This is a genomic window from Halomonas sp. A11-A, from assembly GCF_003182195.1.
Lineage (GTDB): Bacteria > Pseudomonadota > Gammaproteobacteria > Pseudomonadales > Halomonadaceae > Halomonas > Halomonas alkalicola.
In genome coordinates this window covers 37,354-52,442 of the sequence record NZ_QGTM01000009.1, presented here as the reverse complement: position 1 = coordinate 52,442, position 15,089 = coordinate 37,354, and the positions used below count along the sequence as shown (strand labels likewise).

14 protein-coding genes are annotated in these 15,089 nt (G+C 68.0%); 8 read left to right on the top strand and 6 right to left on the bottom strand.

Going from position 1 to position 15,089, the window contains the following annotated elements; translation table 11 throughout:
- Window positions 1-217: 217 nt before the first annotated feature.
- The 5 genes from DER72_RS08505 (at window position 218) to DER72_RS08485 (ending at window position 4,356) form a co-directional block, all read left to right on the top strand.
- Window positions 218-988, top strand: a complete 771-nt coding sequence (locus DER72_RS08505) for an ABC transporter ATP-binding protein (protein ID WP_110069570.1) — start codon at window positions 218-220, stop codon at window positions 986-988.
- A 13-nt stretch (window positions 989-1,001) separates the two neighbouring features.
- Complete coding sequence (locus DER72_RS08500) at window positions 1,002-1,703, top strand: ABC transporter permease (RefSeq protein WP_110069569.1); 702 nt, start codon at window positions 1,002-1,004, stop codon at window positions 1,701-1,703.
- A gap of 1 nt (window position 1,704) precedes the next feature.
- Window positions 1,705-2,433 carry an ABC transporter permease gene (locus DER72_RS08495; protein WP_110069568.1) on the top strand — a complete coding sequence of 243 codons (729 nt, stop codon included), beginning with the start codon at window positions 1,705-1,707 and terminating at the stop codon, window positions 2,431-2,433.
- A gap of 142 nt (window positions 2,434-2,575) precedes the next feature.
- Complete coding sequence (locus tag DER72_RS08490) at window positions 2,576-3,340, top strand: transporter substrate-binding domain-containing protein (RefSeq protein ID WP_110069567.1); 765 nt, start codon at window positions 2,576-2,578, stop codon at window positions 3,338-3,340.
- Between the two features lie 212 nt (window positions 3,341-3,552).
- On the top strand, window positions 3,553-4,356 hold the full coding sequence (locus DER72_RS08485) for a TraX family protein (protein ID WP_110069566.1): 804 nt from the start codon (window positions 3,553-3,555) through the stop codon (window positions 4,354-4,356).
- A gap of 15 nt (window positions 4,357-4,371) precedes the next feature.
- On the opposite strand, the gene DER72_RS08480 is transcribed toward DER72_RS08485, so the two are convergent.
- On the bottom strand, window positions 4,372-5,271 hold the full coding sequence (locus tag DER72_RS08480) for a prenyltransferase (protein WP_110069565.1): 900 nt from the start codon (window positions 5,269-5,271) through the stop codon (window positions 4,372-4,374).
- Between the two features lie 199 nt (window positions 5,272-5,470).
- On the opposite strand from DER72_RS08480, the gene DER72_RS08475 reads away from it, so the two are divergent.
- From DER72_RS08475 to DER72_RS08465, 3 genes are all read left to right on the top strand, one after another.
- A complete protein-coding gene (locus DER72_RS08475) occupies window positions 5,471-6,925 on the top strand; it encodes an ethylbenzene dehydrogenase-related protein (RefSeq protein WP_110069564.1) in 1,455 nt (484 codons plus the stop codon).
- Window positions 6,925-7,476 (top strand): DUF2231 domain-containing protein, encoded by a 552-nt coding sequence (locus tag DER72_RS08470; protein WP_110069563.1) that lies wholly within the window; start codon window positions 6,925-6,927, stop codon window positions 7,474-7,476. The genes DER72_RS08475 and DER72_RS08470 overlap by 1 nt, the downstream gene beginning before the upstream one ends.
- Window positions 7,477-7,680: 204 nt before the next feature.
- Window positions 7,681-9,705: a PhoX family phosphatase gene (locus DER72_RS08465; protein ID WP_110069562.1), complete on the top strand. Its 2,025-nt coding sequence runs from the start codon at window positions 7,681-7,683 to the stop codon at window positions 9,703-9,705.
- A 74-nt stretch (window positions 9,706-9,779) separates the two neighbouring features.
- On the opposite strand, the gene DER72_RS08460 is transcribed toward DER72_RS08465, so the two are convergent.
- From DER72_RS08460 to DER72_RS08440, 5 genes are all read right to left on the bottom strand, one after another.
- Window positions 9,780-10,904, bottom strand: a complete 1,125-nt coding sequence (locus DER72_RS08460; RefSeq protein WP_110069561.1) for a 5-(carboxyamino)imidazole ribonucleotide synthase — start codon at window positions 10,902-10,904, stop codon at window positions 9,780-9,782.
- A gap of 51 nt (window positions 10,905-10,955) precedes the next feature.
- Entirely contained in the window at window positions 10,956-11,462 is a 507-nt protein-coding gene (gene purE, locus DER72_RS08455) for a 5-(carboxyamino)imidazole ribonucleotide mutase (protein WP_110069560.1), read from the bottom strand.
- A gap of 92 nt (window positions 11,463-11,554) precedes the next feature.
- Entirely contained in the window at window positions 11,555-13,579 is a 2,025-nt protein-coding gene (locus DER72_RS08450) for a TRAP transporter permease (protein WP_110069559.1), read from the bottom strand.
- Window positions 13,580-13,589: 10 nt separating this feature from the next.
- Window positions 13,590-14,096, bottom strand: coding sequence for a DUF1850 domain-containing protein (locus tag DER72_RS08445; protein WP_181395630.1), 507 nt, complete (start codon window positions 14,094-14,096; stop codon window positions 13,590-13,592).
- Window positions 14,097-14,119: 23 nt separating this feature from the next.
- On the bottom strand, window positions 14,120-15,079 hold the full coding sequence (locus DER72_RS08440) for a TAXI family TRAP transporter solute-binding subunit (protein ID WP_110069558.1): 960 nt from the start codon (window positions 15,077-15,079) through the stop codon (window positions 14,120-14,122).
- Window positions 15,080-15,089: the final 10 nt, after the last annotated feature.

Below are 15,089 nucleotides of genomic sequence, written 5' to 3'. Positions count from 1 at the left end.
GAGGCTCCGAGAAGCATCGGCAGCAGAAAAACCCTTATAACAACCACAACGGGAGGGTAAAATCTTGCCCCTTTGCCGATCAGCACTGGACCCGCGCCGCATCCCATCTCGCCCTCCCGCACCTACCGGAGGGCGGATGCGTCGCTGGCATCGCCCCTGTCAAGCGCCGCTTACCCACGGCGTGTCGCCGCGGTGACCCTGACCCGGAGCCCATACCATGGCCGAAACCCCGATTCCGCTGGAAGTCCGCAACATCAAGAAGCGCTTCGGCGATACCGAAGTGCTCAAGGGGCTGTCGCTTTCTGCCCACAAGGGAGACGTGATCACCCTGATCGGCGCCTCCGGCTCCGGCAAGAGCACCTTCCTGCGCTGCATGAACCTGCTCGAGCAGCCCGACGAAGGCGACCTGATCGTCCACGGCGAGGAGATCCGCTTCAGGCAGACTCGCCACGGCCGCGAGCCCGCCGACTGGAAGCAGGTGGTGCGCATGCGCGCCAAGCTCTCCATGGTCTTCCAGGGCTTCAACCTCTGGGCCCACATGACCCTGCTCGAGAACATCATCGAGGCCCCGGTGCACGTGCTCGGCAAGCCGAAGAAGGAAGCCATCGAGCAGGCCCGCGCGCTGCTCGAGCGCGTGGGCCTGACCGCCCGCGCCGACGCCTACCCGGCCCAGATGTCCGGCGGCCAGCAGCAGCGCGGCGCCATCGCCCGGGCGCTGGCCATGGACCCGGAGGTGATGCTGTTCGGCGAGCCCACCTCGGCGCTGGACCCGGAGCTGGTCGGCGATGTCCTCAAGGTGATGCGCGAACTCGCCGAGGAGGGGCGCACCATGATCGTGGTGACCCACGAGATGGGCTTCGCCCGGGACGTCTCCAGCCAGGTCATCTACCTGCATCAGGGCCTGGTCGAGGAGGCCGGCCCGCCGCAACAGGTGCTGGACAACCCGCAATCGCCGCGCCTGAAGCAGTTCCTGGCCCCCAAGTACTGAGCGGGAGAGCACTATGCTGGATCTTCATGGCTACGGCCCACGGCTGCTGGAAGGCGCCGGCGTCACCCTCCAGCTGGCGGCGCTGTCGCTGGCGCTGGCCATCCTGCTGGGCCTGCTCACCGCCAGCGCCAGGATGTCTCGCAGCTGGCTGCTAACCCGCCTCGCCACCCTCTACACCACGGTGATCCGCGGCGTGCCCGACCTGGTGCTGATGATGCTGCTGTTCTTCGGCGGCCAGATGGCGCTCAACGTGGCCACCGACGCCCTCTACGATCGCTTCGGTGTGGACTGGTACGTCAACCTCAACGCCTTCGCCGCCGGGGTGATCACCATCGGTTTCATCTTCGGCGCCTACATGGGCGAGACCTTCCGCGGCGCCTTCATGGCCGTGGACCACGGCCAGATCGAGGCCGGCAAGGCCTACGGCATGAGCCCCTGGCTGGTATTCCGGCGCATCCGCTTCCCGCAGATGATGCGCCACGCCCTGCCGGGGATCTCCAATAACTGGATGGTGCTGCTCAAGACCACCGCCCTGGTCTCGGTGATCGGGCTCTCCGACATGGTGCGGGTGGCCGCCGAGGCCTCCCGGGCCACCCATGAGCCCTTCACCTTCCTGCTCCCGGTGGCGGCCGTCTACCTGCTGATCGCCAGCGTCTCGGAGTGGCTCTTTGCCAGGCTCCAGAAGCGCTACAACGTCGGCTTCGGAGGACACTGAGATGGATGCCCTCACGACCTGGTTCCACGACCTGCTGGCCGGCAACGTCATCTTCACGCCGCAGACCCTCGGCTACTACTGGGACGGCCTGGTGACCACCACCCAGCTGGTGTTCCTGTCGCTGGTGATCGGCCTGGTGCTGGCGGTGCCCCTGGCCATCGGCAGAAGCTCGAGCCGCCGCTGGATCAGCCTGCCGATCTACGCCTACACCTACGTGTTTCGCGGCACGCCGCTGCTGATCCAGCTCTACATCATCTATTACGGGGTGGTGTTCTTCGACGGCATCCAGGAGACCTTCCTGTGGCCGCTGCTGCGCGAAGCCTTCTACCCCGCGCTGATCGCCTTCACCCTCAATACCGCGGCCTATTCCACCGAGATCTTCCGGGGCGCCATCAAGGCGACCGCCCGCGGCGAGATCGAGGCGGCGCGGGCCTACGGCATGTCGGACGCCCTGATGATGCGGCGTATCATCCTGCCCAGCGCCTTCCGCCGTGCCCTGCCCGCCTACGGCAACGAGGTGATCTTCATGCTCCACGCCAGCGCCATCGCCAGCGTGGTCACCCTGATGGACCTCACCGGCGCGGCGCGCTTCGTCTACGCACGCTTCTACGCCCCCTTCGAGGCCTTCCTGTTCGTGGCGGCGATCTATCTCTGCCTGACCTTCGCCATCCTCTACTTCTTCCGCTGGCTGGAGAAGCGGCTGCTGGCCCACCTCATGCCACAGAGCTGAGGCATCGCAGCGGCCGCGGCGCCAGCGTCAAACGCCCGTTGGAAATTCCATCACGTAGGGCTTTCGAGCCCGCGGCGGCTGGGCTAGAGTCTGCCCGGTAGGCACCCGCAGGGTGCCATCTCTCACCATCAGGAGCTCCTCCATGAAGAAACTGCTGACCGTCTCGATCCTCGGCGTGGCCATGGCCGCCGGTACTGCCCTGGCCCGCGACTACGACCACGTGCGCATCGGCGTCGACGTGCCCTACGAGCCCATGGAGTACCGCGGCGCCGACGGCGAGCTGACCGGCTTCGACATCGACCTGGGCAACGCCCTCTGCGCCGAGATCGGCGTGACCTGCGAATGGATCGAGCAGGAGTGGGACGGCATCATCCCGGGCCTGCTGGCACGCAACTACGACGCCATCATGTCCTCCATGTCGATCAACGAGGAGCGCCGCCAGACCGTGCTCTTCTCCGACTCCTACATCACCATCCCCGGCGCCTGGTTCGCCCCGGCCGGCAGCGAGATCGAAGCGATCAACGAAGAGACACTGGCCGGCAAGAGCATCGGCGTGCAACGCGGCACCACCTACGACAACTACGCCACCGACACTTACGGGCACATCGCGACGATCAACCGCTATTCCACCGCCGACGACATGGTGCTGGACCTGCAGGCCCAGCGCCTGGACATCGTCTTCCTGGAGTACGTGGTCGGCCAGGCCACCCTGCTCGACAACGAGGATGCCGACTTCCGGGTGGTGGGCGAGATGGTCACCGAGCCCGAGGAGTACTTCGGTGAAGGCTTCGGCATCGCCTTCCGCCAGCGCGACACCGCGCTTGCCGAGCGCTTCAACGAGGCCCTGGCCACCCTGAAGGAGGACGGCACCTACGACGAGATCTACGCCAAGTACTTCGGTGAGTAGAGGGGCGTTGGCCAATCGGCGCCTTTCGCTGATAGCCAACGGCCCAATCACTCTCGCAGGCCAGCAGGCCTGGCCTGCAATCCCCTGCGTCAAATCAGGCCAAGGCGTCGCGCCCTCGCGGGGCAAGCCCTCTCGTCGGGAACTTGCCACTGCCGCCACGGTCTGTCGTCGCGACTGCCACGCTCTACCGTCGCCACACCAAGGAGGGCCCGATGACGGATGCGACCCTGGCCAACACCCCCGCCCGCCCCGTCTCGACCTGGACAGGCTGGGGGCAGTGGCTGGCCCTGATCACCATGACCCTCGACCACGGAGTGCGCTACCTCGCCCCCGACGCCTGGGGGCTCGAGTGGATCGGCGCCTCGCTGGGCCGCATCGCCTTCCCGCTGTTCGCCGGCATGGTGGCCTGGCACGGCCTGTTCAATACCCGTAACCCGCTGCGCTATGCCCGGCGCATCCTGGTGATCGGCCTGGTCGCCCAGTTGCCCTTCATGCTGATGCCCCGCGCCTCGGATGCCCTGCTGCTCAACGTCTGCTTCACCCTGGCGCTGGGGCTGGCTGCGGTGGCCTGGTACCAACGATGGAACATCCGCTGGAGCGCCGGCAGCCTGCCCCGGTGGCAACGGGTCGGCGAGCCGCTACTGATGCTGTCGGCTTGGTTCCTAGCGGGGAATTGGGTGGAGTATGGCCACGCGGGGCTGCTGCTGGTGCCCGCCTTCACGCTGGCGATCGCCGGCCTCGCCCAGACCGGCGAGACGCGGCGGGAACGCCTGGTGCCAGTGGCCGGCACCCTACCACTGCTGGCGGTGGCGGGCCTGATGAATAGCTCAGCCATGGCCAAATCGTTCACCGTCGCCACCTGCCTGGGCGTGCTGCTGCTAGCCGCTGGGGCCCATGCCGCCATCCCCCGAATCCCCTGGCCGATGCCGCGCCGCCTGTGGCTCGCCTGGTACCCGGCCCACTTCACGGCCATCGCCGCGCTGTTGCTGATAGTGGGCCAAGCGGCGTGGCCCTGAAGGTCCAGCGTGGCATCATCCGGCCCAGAGACCCAGCGCCAGCAGCGCCAGGGTGGCCAGCAGCACCACCACGTTAACGCCCATCAGCGCTTCCAGACGGTCAGGCGCCTCCAGCACCCCAGGGAGGCGCCAGGCCACCCACAGCGCCCCGGGGAGCGCCAGACAGGCCAATCCGGCCGCCACGGGAAGCTCACCAAGCAGCACGCCCAGGCCGACCAGCGCCTGGCTGCCCAACAACAACCCCGCCACCAGACGCGCGGCACGCCGTGGGCCGAGCAGAATCGGCAGATGACGGCGGCCGACGCGTCGATCCGCCTCACAGTCGGGAAACTGATTGAGCAGCAGCAGCTCGCTGACCAGCAGCCCCACCACCGCCGCCACAATGAATGCCGTAGCGTCTGGCCAGCCGCCCAGCGCGATCAAGCTGCCCAGGACCACCACAGGCCCGAAGCCCAGCCCCGGCGCCAGCAGGCAAAGCCAGGGCGAACGGGTAATCCAGCGGGTGTAGCAAACGATCAGCACCAGCCCCGTCAGCCCCACAGCGAGCACCGGCCAGCCCCGCCACCACAGGAAGAGCGCACCGATGGCCACCACCCCCGCCAGCGCCGTGATCCCAGCGACCAGCACCGCCGACGCTGCACCGGGAACCTCTGGGAGGGCCCCACTGCCACCAGAGAAGGGAGTGCGGCGAGTCAGGTGATCCAGCCCCGAACGGAAATCGTCATACTCGTTGAGCAGGTTGACCGCGACATGGGCCAATAAGCCGCCAAGCAGCACCAGCGCCACCTCCAGCGGGGCGATGGCGATCGGTTGCCGACCCGCCAGGACAATGCCCAGCAGCACGCACAGCGGCGCCAGCACCAAAAACCCCGGGCGGGTCGCCCGCAGCACTGCCAACGCAAGTTGCCGCTCCATTGATGGGTCTCCGATGTCAGAAGTCGACATGTCAGAAATCAACCTGCCGATTGTCGACATAGTGTCGACTGCTGAGGGCTCTGCCTTCAAGTATCTAGACAAGTTAATGAGCCTTCTTTGATCTGCGTCAGGCAGTAGCAGGAAGATTCTACTATCATGAAAGCCCTGCATCACGTTGCCCGCCGATTAAGGAGTTTGCATGGCACGTCAAGACAAGGCACATCAAGTTAGGGGCACCACCCCCTGGCTGGTCCTCGGACTGCCGGTGGCACTCGGGCTGGCCTGGATCACCCAGGGCACCGGGGTCATCGAGAACGACCTCGAGCGCAACATCTGGATTCCCGACGAGCTGACCATGCCGCTGCAGGTGCAGGCCGCCTACAACGGTGATCAGATCTTCTTCCGCTATCGCTGGCCCGCCTCACAACCCCATGTCTATCACGACATGCTGCGCTACGAGGACGGCGAGTGGATACGCCACGGCAGTTCGGTTCCTGGGCCCGATCCCGACGGCACCTACGAGGATCGAGTGGCCATGCTGGTGGACGATGGCGGCGTTCCTGATTTCGGTCGTTATGGCGGCTACATCACCGTCGGCAATCAGATGCGCTTCTTCAGCAACTCGGCCTCACCGGCTGACGTGCGCGCCCATCCCCACCTGGGGGAAACCCTCGGCGAGAGCGATGTCCGCAAGTACCTGCCTGCCACCCGCTCCGACCAGAACGACTGGCGCAGCGTAGCGGATGCCGATGTGCTGCAGGCCCAGCGCGAGGCCGGCTACTTCCTGGATCTCTGGCACTGGCGTGCCGGGCGCTCCAATGCCATCGGTGCCTCCGATGACCAGTGGGTCGGCGAGTATCGCCACGGCGATGCCGGCACCGGTCCCTTCACGACCAACTGGGACGGCGACAACAACCAGCCGCGCTGGATGCTCGACCCCGACCTGACCGGCCAGCGCGCCCTGCGCTGGGAGGACGTGACCTCCGGAGGTGTCGATTTCGACAGCATCTACTACCTCTCCGAGGACAATCGCACTGATTTCGACCCCGACCACGACTGGCAGAATGGTGACGTCATCCCGCGGCGCCTGCTGCGCGAGCCAGCCGGCTCCCGCGGCGACATCATGGTGAACGAAGGTCCTGCCCGCTGGGAGGACGGCTACTGGGACGTGACCCTGGTACGTGACATGGACACCCGAAGCCCGCTGGATGACAAGGCCTTCCGCGATCAGGGGGTCTACGACATCGGCATCGGCGTCTACCGCAACGCCACCGGCAGCCGCTGGCACTATGTCTCGCACCCCTACACCGTGGGCCTGGGCCGCGAGGCCGACTTCCAGGCCATGGCCTTCGATGGGGACTCGCCGGAGTGGTCGAACGACTGGTTCGAGATGACGCTCTTCTATCCCGGGCAGGTCGACTGGCCACTGCTGATCAGTCGTGCTCACGCCGGCGCCGACGATATCGCCGAAGGCAAGCCAGTCAGGCCACGCCACAGCGAGCGCCAGCTTGCCCTCTACGGTGTGGAGATGGAGTTCAACGATGCTATCACTACCCGGTGGTGGATGACCCTGATCGCCGGCCTGATCACCATGTTCGGCGTCACCCTGGCACTGCTGCCCGCCTTTCGTTCCACTCGCCAAGGAGACCACTGATGACCGGCATGCACCATATGCTCGTCCACTTCCCGCTGGGGTTGTGGGCACTCGCTACCCTGATGATCCTGGTCGGCGCCCTGCTGCCCGGTCGGCTGGCCGAGCTCAGCCGCGCCGCCCTGCTGCCGGTGCTGGTGCTCAGCCTGCTCGGCGCCCTGGCCGCTATCGTCACGGGGTTTCTGGTCTGGCCACTGGAGGCCAGCACCCACAGCCCGCTGACCCGCAATCACATCCTGATGGCGTTCTGGTCGCTGGGCATCTTCACCATGCTCACCGTGCTGGTGTGGCGGGCCGGCGAGGCCGCCTTCGACGGCGCCCGCCGCTGGGTGCTGGTGCTCCTGGCACTGATCGGCGGGTTGCTCTTCGCCACTGCCGGTACCCTGGGTGGCCACCTCGTCGGCGCCCCGACACTGTTCTCCGATATACTCGGCCTGCTGGGCTGGGAGGTCTACACCACCTTCTATAGCCCCTTGTGGGTCGTGGTCGTGATGGTGATCATCGGCATCGCGGCGGGGGGGCTCGGCCTCAAGAGCCAGCGCAGCAGCGGCTGACGCCGTCATTTCCTCCGTCACTGGCAGGGCCCCGCTTCGGCGGGGCCCTGTCGTTGACGGCCTCACCGGCCGCTGCCGTCCGCCGGAACAGGCTCCCCCGCAGCGCTGTCATCTAACCGCCTTCATTCATACATGCTGATGTAACCCGTCGCGGTCACCCTCTCCCTTCAGAGTTCCCACGAAAGCCCCACTTGAGAGAGCCCCATGACCCAGCATCAACTTCCCGGCCACGTCGACGCCATTCTTGCCGCAGGCGACGAGCCCATGAGCAACCCCTCGTCCAACGGCTACTTCGGCGATATCCTCGAGGCGCGCATCAGCCGCCGCGCCATGCTGCGCGGCAGCCTCGCCGCCGCCGTGGCCGGCGCCATGGCCACCAGCCTGCCCTTCGGCAGCGCCTTCGCCGCCGGTGGCGCCAGCGCCCCGGCGCCGAGCCTCGGCTTCAAGGCCATTCCGGTCAGCGCCGCCGACAGCGTGGTGGTCCCGGAAGGCTACCGGGTCAGCACCATCCTGCCCTGGGGCACCCCGATCAGCGGCGACATGCCCGCCTGGTCGCCTGGCGCCAGCGGCGAGGCCCAGGCCCACCAGGTGGGCAGCCACCACGATGGCATGCACTTCTTCCCCCTGGAGGGCAGCTCCCGGGACGGCCTGCTGGTGATGAACCACGAGTACGTGGAGCCGCGCTTCCTGCACGCGGCCGCCGCGGGCCTCGCCCTGGATCGCAACGGCTTCCCCCAGAACGCCGACGGCAGCCGCGACGACGACCAGGTGCTCAAGGAGCTCAACGCCCACGGCGTCAGCGTGGTGCGCATCCGCGAGGACGACAGCGGCCAGTGGCAGGTGGTGGAGGACGCCCGCAACCGCCGCATCACCGGCCTGACCCCGATGCGCCTGGCCGGCCCGGTGGCCGGCACCCACCATGTGGTGACCAGGTACAGCCCGGACGGCACCATGACCCGCGGCACCCTCAACAACTGCGCCCATGGCGTCACCCCCTGGAACACCTACCTGGCCGCCGAGGAGAACTGGGCCGGCTACTTCGCCAACGCAGACGCCGAGATCGATCGCCGTCAGGCCCGCTACGGCATCCAGACCCGCGACACCGGCCGCTACCAGTGGCACCGGGCGGCGAGCGGTGCCGACGAGTACGTGCGCTTCGACGCCAGCGCCCGGGGTGCCTCTCCCGCCGAGGACTACCGCAACGAGCCCCACGCCTTCGGCTGGATGGTGGAGATCGACCCCATGGACCCGGAGGCCACCCCGGTCAAGCGCACCCATCTGGGCCGCTTCGCCCACGAGGGGGTGATCTTCGCTCCGGCGGTGGAGGGCCAGCCGGTGGTGGCCTACTCCGGTGACGACGCCCGCTTCGAGTACATCTACAAGTTCGTCTCCTCCCGCCCCTTCCACGCCGCCACCGCCGACGGCTCCCTGCTCGACGAGGGCACCCTCTACGTGGCCAGGTTCCACGAGGATGGCCGCGGCGAGTGGCTGGCCCTGGCCCCCGGCGAGAACGGCCTGACCCCGGAGAACGGCTTCGCCGATCTCGCCGATATCCTGGTCAACACCCGCGCCGCCGCCGACCAGGCCGGCGCCACGAAGATGGACCGCCCAGAGTGGGGCGCGGTGGACCCGGTCACCGGCCAGGTCTACTTCACCCTGACCAACAACACCCGCCGCGAGGCGGGCGACGAGCACGCCGCCAACCCCCGCGCCGAGAACCACTTCGGGCATATCATCCGCTGGCAGGAAGAGGGCAGCCACGCCGGCACCCGCTTCGCCTGGGACCTCTTCGTGCTGGCCGGGGACGGCGACGACAGCCGCGACCTGGCCGGCGAGCCCCTGGGCCAGGAGGCGATCTTCGCCAGCCCTGACGGCCTCTGGATCGACGCCGACCGCCGGGTGTGGATCCAGACCGACATCAGCGAGTCGGTGATGAACACCGGTATCTTCGAGGTGTTCGGCAACAACCAGATGCTGGCCGCCAACCCCGAGACCGGCGAGATCCGCCGCTTCCTCACCGGCCCCGTGGGCCAGGAGATCACCGGCGTGGTGACCACCCCGGACCAGCGCACCATGTTCGTCAACGTCCAGCACCCCGGCGCCACCACCGAAGCCGAGGCCTTCGCCGCAGGCGAGCTGGTGAGCCACTGGCCGGATGGCGGCAGCGCCATCCCGCGCTCGGCGACCCTGGTCATTACCCGGGAGGACGGCGGCATCATCGGGGCCTGAGGGTTCCCCTCCGCCATACGCAAGCGGCCCCGCCATCTGGCGGGGCCGCTTGCGTTGCCGATGGGGAGCGCCGCTCAGTCGGCCTGCTCGAAGCTGAAGCGGGGCTCGGGGGCCTCTGGCAGGAGGGCCGCACAGGCGCGCACCCGCGCCATCAGCGCCTCGTGGGTCGGCGCCACCAGGTTGACGTGGGCCAGCTTGCGCCCGGGGCGCTCGCTCTTGTCGTAGCGGTGCAGGTGGGCATCTGGCAGGGTGAGGATCGCCGCCGGGTCGCCCTCGCGGCCAACCACGTTGACCATGCAGGTGGGAAGGCGCGCCGCGGTATCGCCAAGCGGCAGGCCCTGGATGGCACGCAGGTGGTTCTCGAACTGGCTGGTCACCGCGCCGTCCATGGTCCAGTGGCCGGAGTTGTGCACCCGCGGCGCCATCTCGTTGGCCAGCAGGCTGCCGTCGGCGCACTGGAAGAGCTCCAGGGTCAGCACCCCCACGTAGTCGAGCTCGTCGAGCAGCGCGCGGATGTAGCCGTCGGCGGTCTGCTGGACGCTGTCGTCCAGGTCCGGCATGGGCGCCACGGAGTAACGCAGGATGCCGTCCACGTGCTGATTCTCGGCCATGGGGTAGAAGACCACCTGGCCGTCGCGGCCGCGCACGGCGATGATCGACACCTCGCGCACGAACTCCACGAAGGCTTCGACGATCAGCCTGGGATGGCCGATGGCGCGCCAGGCTTCCGCCGCCTCGGCGGGGTCGCGGATCACCGCCTGGCCCTTGCCGTCGTAGCCCTCGGTGACCGACTTGGCCACCACCGGGCAGCCGAGCTCCCGGGCCGCGGCCTCGAGCTCGTCGGCGTGCGCCACCAGGCGGTAGCTGGGGGTGGGAATGCCCAGGCGGTCGAACAGCGCCTTCTCCTCGGCGCGGTTCTGGCAGACGCGGATCGCCTCGCTGGAGGGATAGACCGGCTTCACCTCCTCGATGGCCTGGACCAGGGAGACCGGCAGGTGCTCGAACTCGTAGGTGACGAGGTCCACCTTCGCCAGGAAATCGTCGAGCAGATGGTGCTGGTCGGTATGGATCAGGACCTCCCCGATCCCGGCGCTGGGGTGGCCGGTGGTATCGAGGAAGGTGAAGCGGTTGGCCAGCGGGTAGCCGGCCAGGGCCAGCATGCGGCCGAGCTGGCCGGCACCCAGGACGCCGATGTTCATGGCTTTTTCCACGACCTTCTCCTCACTCGTCTCTCTATCAGGGCTGGGCTATCAGGGCTCGGGACGGGGATCGGGGTTGTCGAGCACCGTCTGCGTCTGCTCGGCACGGAACGCCTCCACCGCACCACGCACCGCCGCATCCTGCAGGCCGACGATCTGGGCCGCCAGCAGGCCGGCATTGGTGGCGCCGGCCTTGCCGATGGCGAGCGTGCCCACGGCGATGCCGCCCGGCATCTGCACGATGGAGAGCAGCGAATCGAGCCCCTTGAGCGCCTTGGACTCCACCGGCACGCCGAGCACCGGCAGCGCGGTCTGGGAGGCCACCATGCCCGGCAGGTGGGCCGCGCCGCCGGCGCCGGCCACGATCACTTGAAGCCCCCGCTCGGCGGCGGTCTTGGCGTAGTCGAACAGCAGGTCCGGCGTGCGGTGGGCGGAAACGACGCGGGTCTCGAAGGGCACACCCAGGCGTTCGAGCATCGCCACGGCGTGTTCCATCACCGGCCAGTCGGACTTCGACCCCATGATCACGCCGACCTTCGGCGACTGTTCGGACTGCATGGATGCTCCTCGGCAACGGCCTCTGTGCGGAAAAAGAGTGCGGAAAGGAAAGCCGCACATTCTAGCCGCGCGGCCCTCCCCCGTCACCTTGACTAGCCGGACAGCTCGGCCTCGCGCCGGCTGGCCAGCCAGTTGCCGCCGATGGCCACGATCATCACCGCCACCCCGATCGCCTCCACCAGGAAGTTCGGCCAGAACACCGCGACGATGGCGCCGGCGATGGCGATGCGCGGCAGCCACGACATCCGCGTGAAGAGATACCCCTCCAGCGCCGCGGCGAAGGCCCCCAGGGCGAGGATCGCGATCAGCCCGTTCCAGGCCACCACCGCCCAGGGGCCGCCCATGATGATCTCCGGGTTGAAGACCATGAACATCGGGATCAGGTAGAGCCCCTTGGCGAACTTCCAGGCCTGGAAGCCGGTTTCCATGGGCTTGGAGCCGGCAATGGCCGCCCCGGCGAAGCCGGCCAGGGCGATGGGAGGCGTCACGTTGGAGTCCTGGGAGTACCAGAACACCACCAGGTGGGCGATCAGCAGCGGGATGCCGAACTCGGCGGTCAGCGCCGGGCCCACCAGCACGATCAGCACGATGTAGCTGGCGGTCACCGGCAGGCCCATGCCCAGCACCAGGCTGGCCAGCAGCACCATGATCAGCGCCAGCACGATATTGCCGCCGGAGAAGGCCAGCATCATGGCGGAGAACTTCAGGCCCAGGCCGGTGAGGCCCACGATGCCGACGATGATGCCGGCCACCGCACAGGCCATGGAGACCGCCACGGCGTTGCGGGCGCCGAGCTCCAGGCCCTGCACCAGCTTCTTCCAGCCGGCCCAGGCCGCCGAGGCCATGTTCGCCAGGGTCACCTGCTGGCCCTGGCGCGGGGCCACGAACAGGAACCAGACCGCGTAGCGCAGCACCGCCACGGCGAGCATGGTGACCACCGCATAGAAGCCCACCCGCATGGGTGACATGTGCATCACCAGCAGCCACACCAGCACGCCCAGGGGCAGCAGGAAGTGCCAGCCCTCCTTCATCACCTCGCGCACCTGGGGCAGCTCGCTCTTGGCCATGCCCTGCATGCCCTGCTTGAGGGCGATGATGTGTACGAAGAGATAGACGGTGGCGAAATACATGATCGCCGGCAGCACGCTGACCTTGACCACCTCCAGGTAGGAGACCCCGGTGTACTCGGCGATCAGGAAAGCGCCGGCGCCCATCAGCGGCGGCATGATCTGCCCGCCGGTGGAGGCCGCCGCCTCGATGCCCCCGGCCTGCTTGGGCTTATAACCCAGGCGCTTCATCAGCGGGATGGTGAAGGCGCCGGTGGTCACCACGTTGGCGATGGCGCTGCCGGAGATGGAGCCCATGCCGGCGGAGGCGATGACCGCCGCCTTGGCGGGCCCCCCGCGCTGGCGTCCGGTGGCGGCGTAGGCCAGGTCGATGAAGAACTTGCCGGCGCCGGTGATCTCGAGGAAGGCGCCGAACAGCACGAAGATGAAGATGTAGGTGGCCGCCACGCCCAGCGGCAGGCCGAAGATGCCCTCCTGGCCCAGGTAGAGCTGGCCCACCACACGGTCGATGTTGTAGCCGCGATGCTCCAGGATGCCGGGCAGCCACTGCCCGAGCCACGGCAGCTCGCCCCGCGGGCCGGCGAAGGCGTAGAGGATGGCCACGGCACCGATGATGGTCATGCCCAGGCCCACCGCGCGGCGGCTGGCCTCCAGCACGGTCAGGGTGGCGATGCAGCCGACGATGATGTCGGTCTGGCTCCAGAACCCGGCACGGCGGAAGATCTCGTCCAGGTAGATCACCAGGTAGCCCCCGGTCAGCAGGGCCCCGGCCAGGAACAGGCAGTCGATGGTCCAGCCCAGCACGCCGCGCTTGCGGTGGGGGCCGAAGACCGGAAAGATCAGGAAGGCCAGCACCATGATCAGCATCAGGTGGATGCTGCGCTGGTAGAAGAGTCCCAGCGGCTGGATGCCGGCCGAATAGAGCTGGAACAGGGAGAGCCCCACGGCCACCAGGGTGATCAGCCAGAGGATGGGACGCGCCTGGATGGCGTTGCCACCGGGCACGGTGACGTCGGGCGCGGTGACAGTGGGCTTGGCGGATTCGCTCATGGGCGTCTCGTCAGGAGGTGGATGCCGAGGTGCGCAGGTGGATCGTCACCCGCTCGCCGGCGGCCTGATCGCTCAGGCTGAGCCGGCGGCCCTCGTGCAGCAGTCGATGATTGACCTCCGGGGATCCGACCCGGAGGTGATAGCGGTTGCCGGGCACCGGCTCGTCGATCTCCTCGATCCAGTAGCCGCCCTCGCCGTCGGAGACCTGCCGCCCCCGGCCGGGCACGTGGCCGAGCCCGGCGGCGAAGTCGGGCTGGTGGCTGCGCTCCAGCACCATCAGGCCATCGCGGTGGCGATAGCAGTCCTGCACGGGAAAGCCGGCCACGGAGTGGTTCCACTCCAGGCACCAGGCCTCGCCCTCGGGCATCGGCAGCGAGGCGATCCGCCGACCGTTGTCGGCGGTGACCTCCAGCCAGCCCTCGTCGTCGGCATGGGCCGACGGAGCGAGCAGCAGACAGAGCGCAAAGGCCGCCGGCCCGAAGGCACGGCGGCTGACGTCATGGATCGAAGAAGACATCGGGGTGCCCGGCTCGGGGCGCGTTACGGGCGCTGGTGGTCCTGGACCTCGGCGCCGATCTCCTCATAGTAGCGCAGCGCGCCATCATGGAAGGGCACCGGGGTGGAGTCGATGCTGAACTCCACGGTGGTGTCGTTGGCCGCCGGGTGCACCGCGATCAGCTCGTCAGTGTTCTCGAAGAGCAGCTTGGTGATCTGGTAGGCCAGCTCATCGTCCATCTCGCTGCTCACCGCCAGCACGTTGGGGATGCTAATGGTCTGCACCGCCTCGTCCATGCCGTCATACATGCCGGCGCGCAGGTCGTAGGCGGCGAAGACCGGCTCCACCTCGCGGGCGTTGGCGATCTCCTCGTCGGAGAGGCCGATCAGGCGAATGTCGCGGGTGGTGGCCAGGTTGAGGATCGAGCTGGTGGGCGGCCCCACGCTCCAGAAGCCGGCGTCGATGTCGCCGTCGCGGATGGCGTCGGCGGTCTCGTTGAAGTTCAGGCGCTGGGGGGTGAAGTCGTCGTAGGTGATGCCGTTGGCTTCCAGCAGGGCGCGGGCGTTGAGCTCGGTACCGCTGCCCGGAGCGCCCACCGAGACCCGCTTGCCGCGCAGGTCCTCGAGGGACTCCACGCCGGAGTCGGCCAGGGTGACCAGCTGCACGGCATTGGGATAGACCGAGGCCAGGGCACGGATGTTGTCGAGCTGGCGGCCCTCGAAGTCACCGGTGCCGTTATAGGCCTGATAGACGGTATCGGCCAGGGCGAAGGCGATATCGGAATCGCCGCGCCACACCAGGCCCATGTTCTCCACCGAGGCCCCGGTGACCTCGGCCACGGCGCTGGCGCCCTCCAGATGATTGTTGATCATCTCGGCCAGGCCGCCGCCCAGCGGGTAGTAGACCCCGCCGGTACCGCCGGTGGCGATGGAGAGCTGCTGGGCAGCGGCCAGCGGGGCCGTGGCGAGCAGCGAAGCGGCGATGGCGTACTTCATGGCGTTCATGGCAATCCTC

Coding starts and splice junctions, on each gene's coding strand:
- DER72_RS08505 (WP_110069570.1), top strand. CDS start 218: ATGGCCGAAACCCCGATTCCGCTGGAAGTCCGCAACATCAAGAAGCGC.
- DER72_RS08500 (WP_110069569.1), top strand. CDS start 1,002: ATGCTGGATCTTCATGGCTACGGCCCACGGCTGCTGGAAGGCGCCGGC.
- DER72_RS08495 (WP_110069568.1), top strand. CDS start 1,705: ATGGATGCCCTCACGACCTGGTTCCACGACCTGCTGGCCGGCAACGTC.
- DER72_RS08490 (WP_110069567.1), top strand. CDS start 2,576: ATGAAGAAACTGCTGACCGTCTCGATCCTCGGCGTGGCCATGGCCGCC.
- DER72_RS08485 (WP_110069566.1), top strand. CDS start 3,553: ATGACGGATGCGACCCTGGCCAACACCCCCGCCCGCCCCGTCTCGACC.
- DER72_RS08480 (WP_110069565.1), bottom strand. CDS start 5,271: ATGGAGCGGCAACTTGCGTTGGCAGTGCTGCGGGCGACCCGCCCGGGG.
- DER72_RS08475 (WP_110069564.1), top strand. CDS start 5,471: ATGGCACGTCAAGACAAGGCACATCAAGTTAGGGGCACCACCCCCTGG.
- DER72_RS08470 (WP_110069563.1), top strand. CDS start 6,925: ATGACCGGCATGCACCATATGCTCGTCCACTTCCCGCTGGGGTTGTGG.
- DER72_RS08465 (WP_110069562.1), top strand. CDS start 7,681: ATGACCCAGCATCAACTTCCCGGCCACGTCGACGCCATTCTTGCCGCA.
- DER72_RS08460 (WP_110069561.1), bottom strand. CDS start 10,904: ATGAACATCGGCGTCCTGGGTGCCGGCCAGCTCGGCCGCATGCTGGCC.
- purE (WP_110069560.1), bottom strand. CDS start 11,462: ATGCAGTCCGAACAGTCGCCGAAGGTCGGCGTGATCATGGGGTCGAAG.
- DER72_RS08450 (WP_110069559.1), bottom strand. CDS start 13,579: ATGAGCGAATCCGCCAAGCCCACTGTCACCGCGCCCGACGTCACCGTG.
- DER72_RS08445 (WP_181395630.1), bottom strand. CDS start 14,096: ATGTCTTCTTCGATCCATGACGTCAGCCGCCGTGCCTTCGGGCCGGCG.
- DER72_RS08440 (WP_110069558.1), bottom strand. CDS start 15,079: ATGAACGCCATGAAGTACGCCATCGCCGCTTCGCTGCTCGCCACGGCC.